The sequence below is a fragment of the Agrobacterium bohemicum genome, from assembly GCF_002896715.1.
Classification (GTDB): domain Bacteria; phylum Pseudomonadota; class Alphaproteobacteria; order Rhizobiales; family Rhizobiaceae; genus Agrobacterium; species Agrobacterium bohemicum.
The window spans coordinates 104186-118811 of the sequence record NZ_PGEL01000020.1; the positions used below are offsets into that span (position 1 = coordinate 104186).

Annotated in this window: 17 protein-coding genes; 5 read left to right on the forward strand and 12 right to left on the reverse strand. The window is 56.6% G+C overall.

Annotation, left to right across the window (positions count from 1 at the left end; all coding sequences use genetic code 11):
• Window positions 1-122 precede the first annotated feature (122 nt).
• On the forward strand, window positions 123-791 hold the full coding sequence (locus CUC55_RS05840; RefSeq protein WP_103087247.1) for a response regulator transcription factor: 669 nt from the start codon (window positions 123-125) through the stop codon (window positions 789-791).
• Window positions 788-2170: a sensor histidine kinase gene (locus CUC55_RS05845; protein ID WP_103087248.1), complete on the forward strand. Its 1383-nt coding sequence runs from the start codon at window positions 788-790 to the stop codon at window positions 2168-2170. The genes CUC55_RS05840 and CUC55_RS05845 overlap by 4 nt, the downstream gene beginning before the upstream one ends.
• A gap of 15 nt (window positions 2171-2185) precedes the next feature.
• Here the strand turns inward: CUC55_RS05845 and CUC55_RS05850 are convergent, their stop codons facing one another.
• Together CUC55_RS05850 and CUC55_RS05855 are read right to left on the reverse strand one after the other, a co-directional pair.
• Window positions 2186-2614, reverse strand: a complete 429-nt coding sequence (locus CUC55_RS05850; protein ID WP_067652266.1) for a DUF4112 domain-containing protein — start codon at window positions 2612-2614, stop codon at window positions 2186-2188.
• A gap of 154 nt (window positions 2615-2768) precedes the next feature.
• Complete coding sequence (locus CUC55_RS05855) at window positions 2769-3077, reverse strand: hypothetical protein (RefSeq protein WP_067652269.1); 309 nt, start codon at window positions 3075-3077, stop codon at window positions 2769-2771.
• Window positions 3078-3244: 167 nt separating this feature from the next.
• Between CUC55_RS05855 and dinB the strand changes: the two genes are divergently transcribed.
• Together dinB and CUC55_RS05865 are read left to right on the forward strand one after the other, a co-directional pair.
• The gene (gene dinB, locus CUC55_RS05860; RefSeq protein ID WP_067652446.1) at window positions 3245-4324 is read left to right on the forward strand and encodes a DNA polymerase IV; all 1080 of its coding nucleotides are present in this window, start codon (window positions 3245-3247) and stop codon (window positions 4322-4324) included.
• A gap of 87 nt (window positions 4325-4411) precedes the next feature.
• Window positions 4412-4654 carry a hypothetical protein gene (locus tag CUC55_RS05865; RefSeq protein WP_067652272.1) on the forward strand — a complete coding sequence of 81 codons (243 nt, stop codon included), beginning with the start codon at window positions 4412-4414 and terminating at the stop codon, window positions 4652-4654.
• A gap of 33 nt (window positions 4655-4687) precedes the next feature.
• Here CUC55_RS05865 and CUC55_RS05870 read toward each other — a convergent pair whose 3' ends face one another.
• On the reverse strand, window positions 4688-5062 hold the full coding sequence (locus tag CUC55_RS05870) for a hypothetical protein (protein WP_067652275.1): 375 nt from the start codon (window positions 5060-5062) through the stop codon (window positions 4688-4690).
• A gap of 255 nt (window positions 5063-5317) precedes the next feature.
• Here CUC55_RS05870 and CUC55_RS05875 point away from each other — a divergent pair, with 255 nt between their 5' ends.
• Window positions 5318-6085, forward strand: a complete 768-nt coding sequence (locus CUC55_RS05875; protein WP_103087249.1) for a GntR family transcriptional regulator — start codon at window positions 5318-5320, stop codon at window positions 6083-6085.
• Between the two features lie 23 nt (window positions 6086-6108).
• Here the strand turns inward: CUC55_RS05875 and CUC55_RS05880 are convergent, their stop codons facing one another.
• From CUC55_RS05880 to CUC55_RS05920, 9 genes are all read right to left on the reverse strand, one after another.
• Entirely contained in the window at window positions 6109-6888 is a 780-nt protein-coding gene (locus tag CUC55_RS05880) for an aspartate/glutamate racemase family protein (protein ID WP_067652279.1), read from the reverse strand.
• On the reverse strand, window positions 6885-7658 hold the full coding sequence (locus CUC55_RS05885) for an aspartate/glutamate racemase family protein (RefSeq protein WP_067652448.1): 774 nt from the start codon (window positions 7656-7658) through the stop codon (window positions 6885-6887). Before CUC55_RS05885 ends, CUC55_RS05880 begins: the two co-directional genes overlap by 4 nt.
• Before the next feature lie 19 nt (window positions 7659-7677).
• Window positions 7678-9078 (reverse strand): FAD-dependent oxidoreductase, encoded by a 1401-nt coding sequence (locus CUC55_RS05890; RefSeq protein ID WP_067652281.1) that lies wholly within the window; start codon window positions 9076-9078, stop codon window positions 7678-7680.
• Window positions 9079-9094: 16 nt separating this feature from the next.
• Window positions 9095-10000 (reverse strand): isocitrate lyase/PEP mutase family protein, encoded by a 906-nt coding sequence (locus tag CUC55_RS05895; protein WP_103087250.1) that lies wholly within the window; start codon window positions 9998-10000, stop codon window positions 9095-9097.
• A gap of 48 nt (window positions 10001-10048) precedes the next feature.
• Window positions 10049-10750 (reverse strand): ABC transporter ATP-binding protein, encoded by a 702-nt coding sequence (locus CUC55_RS05900; protein ID WP_103087251.1) that lies wholly within the window; start codon window positions 10748-10750, stop codon window positions 10049-10051.
• A complete protein-coding gene (locus tag CUC55_RS05905; protein WP_103087252.1) occupies window positions 10743-11483 on the reverse strand; it encodes an ABC transporter ATP-binding protein in 741 nt (246 codons plus the stop codon). The genes CUC55_RS05900 and CUC55_RS05905 overlap by 8 nt, the downstream gene beginning before the upstream one ends.
• Window positions 11476-12453 (reverse strand): branched-chain amino acid ABC transporter permease, encoded by a 978-nt coding sequence (locus CUC55_RS05910; RefSeq protein ID WP_210200660.1) that lies wholly within the window; start codon window positions 12451-12453, stop codon window positions 11476-11478. Before CUC55_RS05910 ends, CUC55_RS05905 begins: the two co-directional genes overlap by 8 nt.
• Window positions 12450-13319 (reverse strand): branched-chain amino acid ABC transporter permease, encoded by an 870-nt coding sequence (locus tag CUC55_RS05915; RefSeq protein WP_067652292.1) that lies wholly within the window; start codon window positions 13317-13319, stop codon window positions 12450-12452. The genes CUC55_RS05910 and CUC55_RS05915 overlap by 4 nt, the downstream gene beginning before the upstream one ends.
• A gap of 67 nt (window positions 13320-13386) precedes the next feature.
• The gene (locus CUC55_RS05920) at window positions 13387-14607 is read right to left on the reverse strand and encodes an ABC transporter substrate-binding protein (protein WP_103087253.1); all 1221 of its coding nucleotides are present in this window, start codon (window positions 14605-14607) and stop codon (window positions 13387-13389) included.
• Window positions 14608-14626: the final 19 nt, after the last annotated feature.

Sequence of the window (14626 nt, forward strand, 5' to 3'; positions counted from 1 at the left end):
CTTTTGAATGACAAGCACAAACTAACTCAACCATACCCACACCCTGCTGAACCTTCCTGTTCAGTTTGAGTTAAGCTGATATCCATAAGTTTCTGGCATTTCTTCCATTTGAAAGTCCCCTCATGCGCGTGTTGCTCGTAGAAGATGATGCAGATCTCGGCAGCAGGATAGCCAGCGCACTTCGGCTCGAAAACTTCGTCGTCGATATAGCCCGCGACGGCGAAGATGCCCTGCACGCCGGACTGACGGAGTTGTTCGACGTTGCCATTCTCGACCTCGGTCTGCCGAAAATCGACGGCATCTCGGTTCTGAAAGGCTGGCGAGAGAGCGAGCGCAACCTGCCCGTTCTGGTTCTGACAGCCCGCGATGGATGGCCGGACAAGGTCGCAAGCTTCAAGGCGGGTGCGGATGATTTTCTGCCCAAGCCATTCAAGGTCGAAGAACTGGTGCTCAGGCTTCGGGCGCTGGTGCGCCGCGCTGCTGGCTACGCCTCGGCAAGGCTGAATTGCGGGCCTCTTGTTTTCGATGCGCAACTGGGCACGTTTGAACTTGATGGTCTTCCCTTGAAGCTGACGGCTCTGGAATGGCGCGTTCTGTCCTGCTTGATCCTGCGAAAGGAAACCGTGGTGGACCGGCGCGAACTCAACGAACGCGTTTATGAAGGAGACGCGGAAGTGGACTCCAATTCCATGGAGGTCATCATCGCCCGGCTGCGCNAAAAGATAGGAGCCGAGCGGATCGAAACCGTTAGAGGGCGTGGCTATATGCTAACGGCTGCGGTGACGTCGTGAAGCCGATGAAACTGCGCGCCCCGAAATCGCTGGCGAGACGACTGCTATTGNTTTCAGGGTTCTTCGTCACCGCAGCGCTTGTTGTCGCGTCCGTCATCCNTTGGCTGGCGCTTAAGAATGTCGTGCGTGAACAAATAGACCAGCGTCTGGACACGCAAATAGGCGCACTCGCAAATGCCGTGCAGCCACTTGCGAGTGGCCAGCTTTCACTTTCCACACCGATGGATGCTCCTCCGTTTGATCGGAGCGGATCAGGATGGTACTGGCAGATCGATTCAAATGGACACCGTCTGACGTCTGGCTCACTCGCGCAAAGCGCCATAGACGCTCCGNCCCCCCGTCAGAGCTTGAAGCACATGCTGACGGGCATGGCGTCACCCGGAGAAGCCCGAGATGAACACGGGAAAACGCTCTATACCCGCCAGATAACACGCAGCATCAACGGCACCATGATGACCATCACAGCAACGGCACCCTCCGGCGCGTTGATCGACCCGGCGGTCAGAGCATTGTCATGGCTGATACCCTGCATGCTGTTACTGGGCATCGTTCTATTGTTCGGGACGCTGTGGCAAATTCGGTTTGGCTTGCGCCCACTTGGAACGATGGTCGCGGATATCGATGCCATCAACCGTGGCGAACTGGCGCGCCTGCCACCACAACTCTCTCCAGAGCTTTCTCCGCTATCGACCAAGACGAACGCTCTCCTCGCGGCAAACGAAGAGCGCCTTATCGCCACGCGCATGCAATTTGCCAATCTCGCACACGGGCTTAAAACCCCGGTCGCGAGCCTTTTACTGGCCTTGAATGATAGCAATGATCCAGACGGCACTTTGCGAGATCTCGGCCAACGTATCGATCACAGGATCAAGCACCACCTAAGCTCAACGCGCCAGGCCATGGCGACGAGCGGGAGCACGGCAAGCGCCAACGTAGCCGATACCGTCACGAATTTGCACTTGGCAATCAGCTCCATCCATGCGGAAAAGACTGTCCGGTTCGAGACCGTCATCGACAGCGAATTGAGGGTCGCCTGCGACGATAACGACCTTGAAGAAATGTTGGGAAACCTGATCGAAAACGCCTTCAAGTGGACATCCTCCACCGTAAAGGTGACTGCTGTAAGAGACAAAGCGACCCTGCGCATTACTATCGAGGACGACGGACCGGGCATCCCTGTCGATCGGATGGAGGCGGTTTTGCTTCCGGGCGTCAGAGAAGACGAGCGCATCTCTGGCACTGGCTTCGGACTGACCATCACCAACGAACTCGCCGAACTCGATAGCGGTTCTCTCACACTGGAACGCAATTCTCCGCAGGGCTTAAGAGCGATCCTCGTTCTGCCTGCGGCGATACCCTCTCGGTCATCGACGGCTTGAACCAGCGTTCAGAATTCACCGCTTCCGTTTCAACTCGTCCTGCTGAATACCGAAGTGATCTATAATCATATCGACGTTCCGGCGGTGTGACTTGAAATAGACGTCGAACAGATCCCCGACGAGCGGCACGCTGCCGACGACAGCATCCAGGCCAATATTACCCACCATGCGCGCAAGCTTGTCACGCGGAACGCCAAGGCGGCGGGCTTCGTTGACGATATACAAACCAACCATCGCCCCAGCACCATCTCCAACAAGCGGCATCAGACCTAGGATGGAGTCGGCACCAAAACGGATGCGCGTACCCGGTATTCCGATAGCCGTATCCATCAGGCGAGCAATGCCGGACAGCCGACGCAATCTCCGAATGCGCTCCGCACTATCGGTGAAATCGCTTGCTGTCCCTGTTGCAGCGCCATCTGCATTCCAAGTTTTTGCGGCCATGATGCACTCCAACCCGAGAGATAAAAGTATTTACGCTATAAATGAATGGGGACGCGGACGGTTGCGTTCAAGGGATACCGCGCAGATGGTAGGGGACCAATGAATGCACACGGCCCGTCAACTGGGGCCGTGTTAACAGAAACCCCACAGCATTTCAGCCTGCTGAAACGCGGATCGCGCCCGCCTCGCCCAGACTGCGTTGTACAGCCGCGACATCGTTGGCGGAAATATCGGCGGACACTTCGATTTCGCCAGCAAGCGGTGCGTCTTGCCGCGCATTATCGTTGGCGGACACATCACCTCCAGACTGCGAAACACCAACTGTGTTCTCAGCCGTTGTGGATTGGATGAAGATGTCAGATCGCGATATCCCGTGTTGCTGAACCAGATGCTCAACCGCAAGGTCTGCCGCCGCACGCGTTTCGAAAAGCGCTTTCATTGTCGTTGTGCTGTCGTCGGCCATAGGTTTCTCCTGNTTTGAGTATCAATATAGGCATACTCACTCGAGACCGGAGAGTTCCGTTCGACGCCGCACGAAAGAGCGACAGCACTGGAAATTTGCATAAAAGCTGGTATGTTCTCTTTTTGTTTCGATTTCACCTTGAGGGGAGGCGTTAGGAGATGGATGTCATGGCCCAGCCTCCGGTTCGAAAAATTATTCACGTTGATATGGATGCCTTCTACGCATCGGTGGAACAGCGGGATAATCCTGCCCTTCGAGGCCTGCCGTTGGCCGTTGGCGGGTCGGCAGCGCGCGGTGTCGTGGCTGCGGCAAGTTACGAGGCCAGAACTTTCGGTGTGCATTCGGCAATGCCTTCAGTGACTGCAAAGCGCAAGTGCCCAGATTTGATTTTCGTGCCGCCTCGCTTCGACGTCTACCGGCAGGTTTCGCATCAAATCCGTGAAATCTTTGCCGAATATACGCCATTGATCGAACCGCTTTCGCTGGACGAGGCTTATCTTGATGTGACTGAAAACCTGAAAGGCATGGAAATCGCGACCGAGATCGCGCTTGAAATTCGTGCAAAGATCAAGGTCGTCACAGGTCTCAATGCCTCAGCTGGCATCTCCTACAACAAGTTTCTTGCCAAGATGGCGAGCGACCTGAACAAGCCTAACGGTCAGGCTGTTATTACGCCTAAAAACGGGCCAGGCTTTGTCGAGTCTCTTGCCGTCAAGAAATTCCATGGCGTTGGGCCAGCGACGGCTGAGCGGATGAAAAATCACGGCATCGAAACCGGCCTTGATCTGAAGTCGAAACCATTGAGCTTTTTGCAGCAGCATTTCGGCAAGTCTGGCGCATATTTCTACGGCATCGCCCGTGGCATCGACGAACGACAGGTGAAAGCCGACCGTATCCGCAAATCGGTGGGCGCCGAAGACACGTTCGCTGAGGATATCGGTGATCTCGATCGAGCCAAAGCGGAGCTAAAACCACTGGTAGAAAAAGTGCGGCGCTATTGCGAGGCGCATGATATCGCCGCAAAAACGGTCACCGTTAAAATCAAATACTCCGATTTCAGCCAGGCGACACGCAGCAAGACAGTATCCGAACCGATTTCCGATGCCGGGATTATCACGGAGATCGCAGAGGTTCTGCTGGCGTCCGTGTTTCCATTCAAGCGTTCAGTGAGGCTTCTGGGCGTTACCCTTTCCTCACTCAACAGCCAGCAAACATTCCAAGAGCCGCAGCTTGCTCTCAAACTATGATTANTTTTTCGGGAACAACAGGTGTCACTTGCTGTTCGCTCAGGAGTGCAGACAAATCCTCGCGAAACAGCTCAAAGGAGACACGTGATGACACCGCAAAAAGACGTTAAGGGTTCTGTGGAAGACATTCACGACGATGCCAAAGGGCAATATACCAAAGGTTTGAAGCACAGCGATAATAATGGAGTGGACAGCGCCAAGCCGCGGGTGATTACCGGATCAGACGATGCGACCATGCATAAAACGCCTCCCGGAAAGAAACCGATCAAGAAAGAATGGGATGTGAATTATGATGAGCGGGAGACGAACGAGGGAGATTTTCGCGGATAACTCGCTAAATCTCCCTGTTTCCCAATCGCTGAATCAATGCCTGCGCGTCGATCCAAACGCGAATCCGAGCAAAGCAGCGAGGCCGAGTGATGCAATTGGGTGTTGATCTATGAGACGCCGCGCTGATCGAACAGTCTTTTCGGGCGCTGCCACAAGGTTGGTCGAGAGCGTGTCGCCTGCACGGTATGAAAGGCTTTCCACTTCTCCGCGTATGGCCTTCAGTTCATCAGTCACAGAACTGCCAAACCCGGCGTCCCTCTCCGCCACATACCTCAAAGCATCCTCGACCAGCGGCGCATCGGGCTTGGACGCAAAATCCGTTTCATCAGCCGGAACAACACCTGGATCGGTGTAAAGCGATGTCTCTGGATCGGCGAAGGGAGTGCTTGGTGTCTGGGGACCGGTCATGTTCTTGATGAGCTCCTTGGNTTTCCATACTAACCTGGGTCTAGCTCGTATGTTCCTGCCCAGTGAAGATTACTCNAAATNAAAGATATAAATGACATAATGTTATATCNTTTGAATTGCACCTCTCGCGTTGCTGTGAGATGGTCGATCGGGAGCGGGGCCGCCCTTAACAGGATCTTAGATGTTATACTTGGAGGCTGAGGCTCGTCCCCTGCATGACATAATCCGATTTCTCGTTATGGAATTCCTTGATCGATGCCTGAAGTCCGCTCACCTACCCCGCTTTATCATAGGATTTATGCGGTCATGCGCGAACGCATCGTAAAGGGTTATTATCCCAGCGACGCACCGGTCCCCAGCGAAGCGGAATTGGCAGAAAGCTTTTCGGTCAGCCGGATTACCATTCGCAAGGCGATGGAGATGTTGACGGCGGAAGGGCTGGTGACACGAACGCGGGGACGAGGCACCTATATCACCGACCGCACCAAAGAAAACAAATTGAACCGTGTCGTCGTTTCCAACATCAACAGCCTGTTCAGCTACCTCAATGCAGTGGGGAAGAGCACACGGCTGAAGGTTGTCAGCCTTGATGTTGGAGAAGCACCGCCACGGATTTGCGAACAGATGGGCGTGTTGCCCACCACGGAACTGGTTCGCGCCGTTCGGGTGCGTTCACTGGACCGCCGCCCCTATTCGCTATCGACAGCCTATCTGCTGCCGGAAATCGGCGAGACGTTGAACCGGCAGGATTTGGCAACGACCAATATGATCGATCTTGTGCAAAAAGCTGGTGCAGTCGTTGNAAAGGTAGAACAAACATTGACGGCGACGCTTGCCGACGACTATGCCGCCAAACACTTGGAAATACCCATCGGCGCTCCATTGATGCTGGTTAACCGTTTGTTTTTCAACTCAGAATTAAAGCCTTTTTACGCGGCTGAAATCTTTTATCGTGCTGATCGTTACGAATACCGTGTCTCGCTAAAGCGCGAAGACGGNAAAGATTTCTCGCTGGGTAATTGAGGCTTTTTGTTCGGAGCAGTGACCTAGTTACCTTTCGATGCCCCTTCTGCAAGAGCTCCTGCTTTCATCATCGCGTGTAACATATCCAAGCGTGGCTCCACCGGTGGTGGATAGACATCTCTGCCATGGGTCAAGCCGAGAGCGAGGAAGGTCTCGACCAGCTTGTATGTCAGCGGACCGGGATTGACGACCGGAACCGGCAGGTTTGCGGCGAGATATTCGCCAGCCTGATGCATGGTCGTTGATCCCAGGCAGATGACCTCCGCGCCATCCTCCTCGATGCAGCGCATGGCTAAATCGCGCATACGGGGGAACACGCTGTCTTCCTTGCCGCCCAGCAGGTTGGAGAAATCCGGCGGCTGATCGAAGCTGCGCACAGAGGCGCACTGGCGGTCGAAACCATATTCACGGATGGCCTTGCGGTATCGCGGCAGTGCCGGGTCCCATTGCGCCAGCACCGAGAATTTTCCACCAAGCGTCAGCGCATAGAGCATTGAGGCCTTGCCCGCACCGATGACGGGGACGGAGAGGACAGAGCGGAGCATGACCATGCCGCTATCCGACATCGTGTCGATGCAGACAGCATCGAAACCCTCGTCTTGCGCGTTGCACCCGGCCTCGAAAATGGCGAGATCCATCAGTCCCCAATCATGCGGCGACATGAAGGACGTCGGGCCGCAGGTCACGGGGCGATAGGTTAGTTCCCAGTCCGCAGGCAGCGGCACATATTGCGACTGCGCTTGGCGATTGCGCACGCCTTCTTCGTCCAGTGCGAAGGGAACGATGACGAGAATGCGGGTCATTGATTACCCTCCAGATAGGCCGCACCGGCAGCGCCGATGGCGCGGATCATGTCGTGCTTTGGCGTAAGCGGTGTTAGCCATGTCGCCTTGCTGTGGGTGAGATTCAGATCGAGTGCGATGGACGCAAGCTTGTAGGTGAGTGGACCAGGGTTGATGACGGGAACGCCGATGCGAGCAGAGAGCCAGGAATGCGCTTCATGCATGGTGGTGGAGCCGAGGATCAGAACCTGCGCACCGTCCTCCTCAACGCATTTTTTCGCGGCGCCCAGCAGAAGTGGAAATACCTCGTCTTCCTTGCCGGAAAGCAGGCTCATATTATCAGGGGTGACGCCAATCGAGCGCATAGACGCGCATTTATGTTCCATGCCAAGCTCGCCCAGCGTCTTGGTGTAGAGCATTTTCCAGCGATCCCACATCATCAGGATCGAGAACTTGTCACCCAGCATCTGCGCCAGCAGCATGGAATGGCGGCCCGGCGCAATCACTGGGATGATGAGGACGGAGCGCAGCATCGACATGCCGCTATCGGACATTGTGTCGATGCAGACGGCATCAAAGCCTTCCTTCTCAGCATCGAGACCGGCATCGAGGATCGAGAAGTCGGCGAGCGCCATGTCGTGCTGGCTGGAATAGTTCTTTGGCCCAACCCGCACCGAGCGATAGTGAAACGCGACGCCGGGACCAAGATCGACCGCCTTCATCTGCGCTTGTCGGCGGGCGATATCGTCTTCGCCCATGGGAAACGGTACGATGACCATAACCTTCTTCATGACGTCCTCCTCTTGTTTTTCAGCTTTCAGCAGCAATTCGGGCAGCCGTGATGCCAGCCAACCGGCCAAAGCTGGTCGCTGTCAAAAGACCGTTTCCGGAGAGATAGCCGTAATTGGAATCGCCAGAGACGCCGCGCGCAGCACCGCCGCCTGCCAGCAGGTTTGGTAAGGGCGTTCCATCTTCGCGCAGCACACGGGCCTCGGCATCAATGACCAGACCACCTTGAGTGTGGAACAGCGCGCCGTTGACCTTCACCGCATAATAGGGCGCAACCAGAACCTGATCCTGGGTAAAGCTGCGACCGAAACGGTCTGGCTCGCCGGTGCGTGCGCAGCTTTCGATGGCCTCCAACTCCTCACGGATGGCGGCAAGCGGAAGACCCGTGACAGATGCCAGTTCCTCTAGATTATTGGCCGTTTTGACGGCACCCAACTTGCGGATCTCGCGGTAGTCGTAAAAGCCGATTGCGGCCTCTTCACCCCTGGCATCATAAATGTCCCAGGCAATATTGTGGGGCTGGGCGGCGACTTCTGCGGCGTGTTCGGAATAACCGCGAATCTCGTTGGAAAAGCGCTGGCCTTGCGTGTTGAGAAGAATGCCACCCATCGTGATGACGGCCCATGTCAACGGCAAGGCATGCGGATGAGCGACCGATCCATGGCCCTGATAGGCTGCCATGTCGGCGACTGCAGCGCCGATCTCCAGCCCCCACTTTACTGCGTCCCCGGTGTTGGAGAGGTGGCCGCAACACTCGGCATCGGCAATTTCCGGAATGTATTTCTGCACCAGCGCGACGTCTCCTGCAAAGCCACAGGAAGCGAGAACAAGCGCTTTGCAGCCCAGCATTTCCAGTGCACCATCAGGCCGGCGGAAGCGAACGCCGGTGACGCGGCCGCTGGCATCCACATAAAGGTCTTCTACAGACGCGCCGGTCATCAAATCGATATCGGAGTTAGACAAGGCGGCGAGAAGAGACTGCTCCAGATCGGCACCAGTTCGGCTTCTCGGTCCATGCATGCGAAGCCGCGAATGGCCGGGATAGATGAACCCCGTGACCAGTTCGAACTCCACCTTATGCGTGTCCATCAACCAGTCGATCATCGGACCTGCGGCTTTTGCAGCAACCAGCGCCATATCATGGGGTGTGTGGTCATGGGTTTTGGCGACGATGTCTTGAGCGAAGAGTTCGGGGCTGTCCTCGATGCCCGCTTCCTTCTGCAAACGGGTGCACGGTGCCGGAATGAGACCGGCAGACAGCGAGGTAGAGCCCGTCGGGTTCTCGTCACGTTCCAGCACCATGACATCTTGACCCGCATCATGGGCGGCAAGGGCTGCGACCAGACCGCAGGCCCCTGCCCCGACGACCACGACAGGTACTTCAAAATCGAACGTCACGCCTTCGGCTTGTAGCACTGCCATGGCTCAAATCTCCTGCTCAATAGGTGGTACGGTTTGCGTCCGGTGTGCCGTAGCGGGCTTCCAGCTCCTGAATTTCAGGCATCCGCGCCATATCGAAAAACTCCTTGAAGTTCATGACGTTGGGCGCGACAGACGCGATGGTCTCTTCGGTCTTTAAAACCTGAAGCGTCTTGCGCGCCGCTTCGCAGGCAGAAAGCAGCAGCCAGTTAGGGTNAATGATAAGCTTGAAGCCCAACGCTTCGATTTCAGAGCGGGTCAGGAAGGGTGTCTTGCCCGAGGTCGCCATGTTGTAGAGCAGCGGAATGCCGGGAAAGCGCGGTGCAATATGGGCCAAGTCATCTGGGACGGGGCTTTCGATGAAGATGACATCGGCGCCTGCCTCACGATACATTTCCGCACGGTCAAATGCAGCGTTTCGGCCATGCAGCGCAAGCGCATCCGTGCGGGCAATGACAACGAAGTTCTCGTCAACACGGGCATCCACTGCAGCCTTGACCTTGGCCACCATATCTTCGGCTGACACAATCTGTTTGCCCGCGAGGTGCCCGCAGCGCTTCGGCAAGACCTGATCTTCAAGATGGACCGCAGCCACACCGCCACGTTCGTAGAGCTGAATGGCACGCCGCACATTGAGTGGGCCGCCAAAGCCATTATCGGCATCGGCAATCAGGGGGATGTCGGAGGCGTCGGCGATGCGGGTGGCGTTATCGACCATCTCGGTCATGGTCAGAAGACCCACATCCGGATAGCCAAGGCGTGTGGCAGAGGTGCCAGCACCCGTCATATACATGGCGTCGAAACCGGCTTCTGTGACAAGGCGGGCGTACATAGCATCGACGACACCGGGAGCCATGAGGGCTCGTTCGCCTGCGAGCAACTGCCGCAGACGTTGGGTACGTGTTAGGGACATTGTATTCTCCATTCTCCGTAAATTGGCTGCGCCCTGGCGCGTGTTGTCCAGGGCGACTTTTCACATTCCGAGATAGGCCTGGCGCAACTGCGGATCGGCCAGCAACGTTGCGGCTTCTCCCTGCATGACGAAGCGGCCCTGCTCAATGACATAGGCGCGCTTGGCAACACTCAACGACTGCATGACGTTCTGCTCGACCAGCAGCACGGCAACGCCGTCTGCATTGATCTTTGTGATCAGCCCGAACATCTCCTCCACCATGATCGGCGAAAGGCCGAGAGACGGCTCATCGAGAATGAGCAGTTCCGGCTCCGACATAAGCCCACGCCCAATCGCCAACATCTGCTGTTCACCGCCAGACAGAGTTCCCGCCAGTTGGTTCATTCTTTCCCGCAATCTTGGNAAAATCTCGCAGATCTTCTCGAAGTTCTGCCTGGTGNTTTTGCCTGCACGGCGAAACGCGCCAAGTTTGAGATTTTCGCCCACCGAGAGGTTCGGGNAAACCTTTCGCCCCTCGGGCACATGGGCAATGCCGAGCGCTACGATATCGCGTGCATTCTTACCGGTTATCGTCACGCCCTTGAAGGAGATAGATCCGGCGCTGGGCTTGATGAAGCCGGAAATGACATTGTTGAGCGTGGTCTTGCCCACGCCGTTCGAACCAAGGAGAGCGACGATTTCGCCATTGTTGACGCTCATGTCGATGCCTTGTAGGACGCTCATCGATCCGTAGCCTGCGCGGATACCCTTGATATCAAGCATGGNTTTCCTCCTGCAAGTGCGCGGCCGCACCGTGGCCGAGATAGGCTTCCACCACGGACGGATCCTTGACGAGTTCGCGTGGTGTTCCGTGGGCAATCATCTTGCCCTGGTTCAGCACATAGGCCGTTTCGGCAAGCTGCATGACGGCCTGCATGACATGTTCGATCATGAGGAACGTGTGACCCTCTTCGCGGATTGTTCTGATGATGCCGACGATCTCGGTGATCTCTGATGGGATCAGCCCCGCCATGACCTCATCTAGCAGCAGAAATTTCGCACCGGTTGCAAGCGCACGCGCAAGCTCCAGCCTCTTGCGTCCCGCAATGGTGAGCGAGGAAGCGGGACGATCAAGCATTGCGCCCATGCCCAGCCGCTTGCCCACATCCCGTGCCACGGCCATGGCTTCGCGCCGATCGTGGTGGTGAAGATAGGCACCCACCGCGATGTTTTCCTGCACCGTCAGCCCGGCAAAGGGCTGGACGATCTGGAACGTACGGATCATTCCGAGCGCACAGATGCTATGCGGCGCCAGGCCGGTAATATCCTTGCCCTGAAAGCGGACTGTGCCTTCATCCGCCTTAGTGAAACCGGCAATCATGGTGAAGCAAGTTGTCTTGCCCGCACCATTCGGCCCAAGCAGGCCAACGATTGAACCCTCGGGCACATCGAGCGAGGCGTCTGTGACGGCTCTCAAGCCGCCGAAGCTTTTGGAAAGATTACGAACTTCAAGCATTGTCGTCCTCCTTCNTTTTGAAGGTGCCGAGCTTGCTAGTAAGCCCAACAAGACCGTTTGGCAGGAAGCGCAGGGCGCAGATCAGCACAATCGCATAAAGCACGAAGTTCAGGCCGGGCGCGTTGGGCAGCAGATGTTTCGCGCCTTCGCCGAGAAGATGCAGACCGAGTGTGCCGAGAAGCGGACCCCAGATGGTGCCAGCACCGCCAATAATCGGCCCGATCAGAGCTTCGATAGAGACCGCGCTGCCATAGACAACGTTGCTATCGATGAAGAGCCAGAGCTGGAGATAAAGCACACCGGCCAGACCACCGAAGGCGCCTGATATCGCCATGGCCTGCACCTTGATCTTGTAGGTGTCGATACCAAGCGCGCGTGCGGCATCTTCATTTTCCCTGACAGCAATGAGATAGGCACCGAAACGTGAGTATTTGATGAGGGCCGTTAGCGCCATGACCAGTGCCACCACAACGAGAAGGGCGGTGTAGGCGATGGCACGGTCGTTGAATTGCAGATTGGCCACGCCGGGGTCCAGCTTCAATTGCAGCCCGCTACCGCCGCCCGTAAAATCGAAGGACGATGCGCAGATGCGCAGCACTTCAGCAAAGGCCAGGGTGACGAGCGCGAAATAGGAGCCCTTCAGGCCATAGCGGAACGCCAAGGCTCCGATGAAGGCACCCATGGCGGCACCTGCAAGAATGCCCACGCCGAAGCCAACCCAGGCGTTTACACCATACTGAACTTGAAGGATCGCGGACGCATAGGCCCCGGTACCGTAAAGTGCGGCATGACCGAAGGACGAAAGGCCACCGAAACCACCGGTGATGTTCCAGGAGAGAGCGACGACCGCGACGATTAGCGCGTTAATAGTAAAGCCCATCCAGACTGGCGACGACGCGAAATAGACCCCGAAGAGATAAGCGAGAGCAGCGGCAATAAGGGCAATCTGCCCGATAGATTGAGGTCTCATGTCTTTGCCCTCCCAAGAAGCCCTGATGGTTTGAAGAGAAGGATGAAGATGAAGGCGAGAAAGATGCCGATCTGGCCGAGGCTTTCGCCCAGAAAGAGTCCGCACAGCGATTCGATGACGCCGAGCAGCAGGCCCGCGACCAAGGCACCCAGAAGGCTACCCATTCCGCCCAGCACCACCGTCGTGAAGGCGACCAGCACGAAGGTGTAGCCGACCTGCGGGGTGATGTAGAAGGTTGGCAACAACAGGCAGGCGGCAAGTGCTACGCAGGCGGTGCCGATGCCAAAACAGACGGCATAGGTATGATTGACGTCGATACCGACGAGTTCGGCCCCGCGCTTTTCGATGGCAACGGCGCGAATGGCAGAGCCGGTGCGGGTATAGGCCATGAAACACCACAGCAGCGGCGCGACGGTAAGGGCTGCACCAAAGGCGATGACGCGACCAAGCGGCAGATAAGCGCCCAGCACCTCAACGGTGTCATAGGCATAGGCGATATCTGCCGTGCGCGTATTGGACGTCCAGAAGTAGAGTGCCAGATTGTCGATAATCATCGATACGGCAAGCGTAATGAGAAGCACGTTCTGTTCCGAGCCGCTGCTCATCGGCGCAATCAGAAAACGCTGCAACAAGTATCCCAGCGCGAAAAAGGCCGGAAGAACAAGGGGAATGGCGAGATACGGATCAACGCCGAAATAGGAGTACAGGAAATAGACGGCGTAGAGCGCCAGCATCAACAGGCTGCCATGCGCAAAGTTGATGATGTGGAGCACGCCATAGATGAGGGTCAGGCCCAGCGCCACAAGCGCATAGATGGCTCCCATCATCAGGCCGCTCAACACGGCAGGTAAGATCAGACTTGACATCANGGCTCGCCTCTCTGTCGTTTGAAGAGCGCCCCCAGGACCATGGGGTCATGGGGGCGAGGCCGTGTCAGTTCTTGGCAGGGATCGGGAAGACCGCCTCTGCGGTGGCGTATTCTTTCGGGAAGACCAGCTCGATCTTTTCGCCACGGATTTGGGTGTTGACGGGCCGTGAATTGACATTGTCCCCATTGACGAACTTCGTCGGTCCATAGGGCATGATCGACTGGTCAAAGGTGGAGGCCGACAAGGCTTCGATCATCTTCTGACGATCGGCAGACCCGCTGCGCTCCAGGGCATCGGCGATGACCTGTATCGTCGCGTAGGAAACCATNACGTCGTAGGTCATATCGAGCTTTGCAGCGGCTACGCTGGCGGCCAGTGCTTTGGACAGTTCCTTGGAAGGATCGTACCAATGATTGCAATCCATGACATATTGCGCGACCGCATTGTTTTCACGAACGAACTTGATGTTGGATGCGGCGCCGCCAAGGATGGAATAGATCGCCTTCAGCTCCACACGCTGCTGGTTCAGCGCACGTGCCATCAGCGTGTATTCATTGATGTAGTTGGAAGGAATGAGGATATCGGCCTTGGATGCCTTCACGCGCAGCGCGATGTTGGAAAAGTCGCGCTGGGGCGTCGGATGTGAGATCGTCTCGACAACCTCGATACCCTGCTTAGGCAGTTGCTCGGCAAGGATTTTCGCCATGTTGGAGCCGAAAGGCCCATCTTCATGAACAATGGCTGCGGTCTTGACCGCGTTGCCGGTGCCTTCATTGAGAAGCTTGAGGTTTTCAAGCGCGACACTGGTGCATTTGTTGACGCCCGGCGTGAAGCGGAACACATTTGGCAAACCGCGCTGGACAACGGTTTCGGCCGTGCCGATGGAGAAGACCTGAGCCAGTTTATACTTTGCAGCCGCCTGCGAAGAGGCAAGTCCAAGCGCAGATGCTGTCGCGCCTGTGAAGGCGCAGGCATCGGCCTGAATGAGGGTATCGACGGCGGAAGCGGCGGCTTCCGGGCGGCTTTGTGCGTCGACCACCACGAGTTCAATCTTGGCGCCGCCCATGCTCTTGATGCCGCCTGCTGCATTGATCGCTTCTGCGGCGAACTTTGCACCGGCCGCACTCTGTGTACCGTTATAGGCAAGATTGCCGGTCAGCGGCTCGATGACGCCGACCTTTACGGTTGGCGGCGTCTGCGCACGCAGGATGGAGGGTGCGGCCAGGCCGACCGCCAGCGCTCCCGATACTTTTNAAAGGTCACGTCTTTCGATTTTGAATGTCATTTTTTATGCTCCCAGTTTT

What these genes read in the sequence shown, in the direction of transcription:
- CUC55_RS05850 (WP_067652266.1), bottom strand. Translation starts at nt 2,614, where the DNA reads ATGGCCGCAAAAACTTGGAATGCAGATGGCGCTGCAACAGGGACAGCA.
- CUC55_RS05855 (WP_067652269.1), bottom strand. Translation starts at nt 3,077, where the DNA reads ATGGCCGACGACAGCACAACGACAATGAAAGCGCTTTTCGAAACGCGT.
- dinB (WP_067652446.1), top strand. Translation starts at nt 3,245, where the DNA reads ATGGCCCAGCCTCCGGTTCGAAAAATTATTCACGTTGATATGGATGCC.
- CUC55_RS05865 (WP_067652272.1), top strand. Translation starts at nt 4,412, where the DNA reads ATGACACCGCAAAAAGACGTTAAGGGTTCTGTGGAAGACATTCACGAC.
- CUC55_RS05870 (WP_067652275.1), bottom strand. Translation starts at nt 5,062, where the DNA reads ATGACCGGTCCCCAGACACCAAGCACTCCCTTCGCCGATCCAGAGACA.
- CUC55_RS05880 (WP_067652279.1), bottom strand. Translation starts at nt 6,888, where the DNA reads ATGACCCGCATTCTCGTCATCGTTCCCTTCGCACTGGACGAAGAAGGC.
- CUC55_RS05885 (WP_067652448.1), bottom strand. Translation starts at nt 7,658, where the DNA reads ATGAAGAAGGTTATGGTCATCGTACCGTTTCCCATGGGCGAAGACGAT.
- CUC55_RS05890 (WP_067652281.1), bottom strand. Translation starts at nt 9,078, where the DNA reads ATGGCAGTGCTACAAGCCGAAGGCGTGACGTTCGATTTTGAAGTACCT.
- CUC55_RS05915 (WP_067652292.1), bottom strand. Translation starts at nt 13,319, where the DNA reads ATGTCAAGTCTGATCTTACCTGCCGTGTTGAGCGGCCTGATGATGGGA.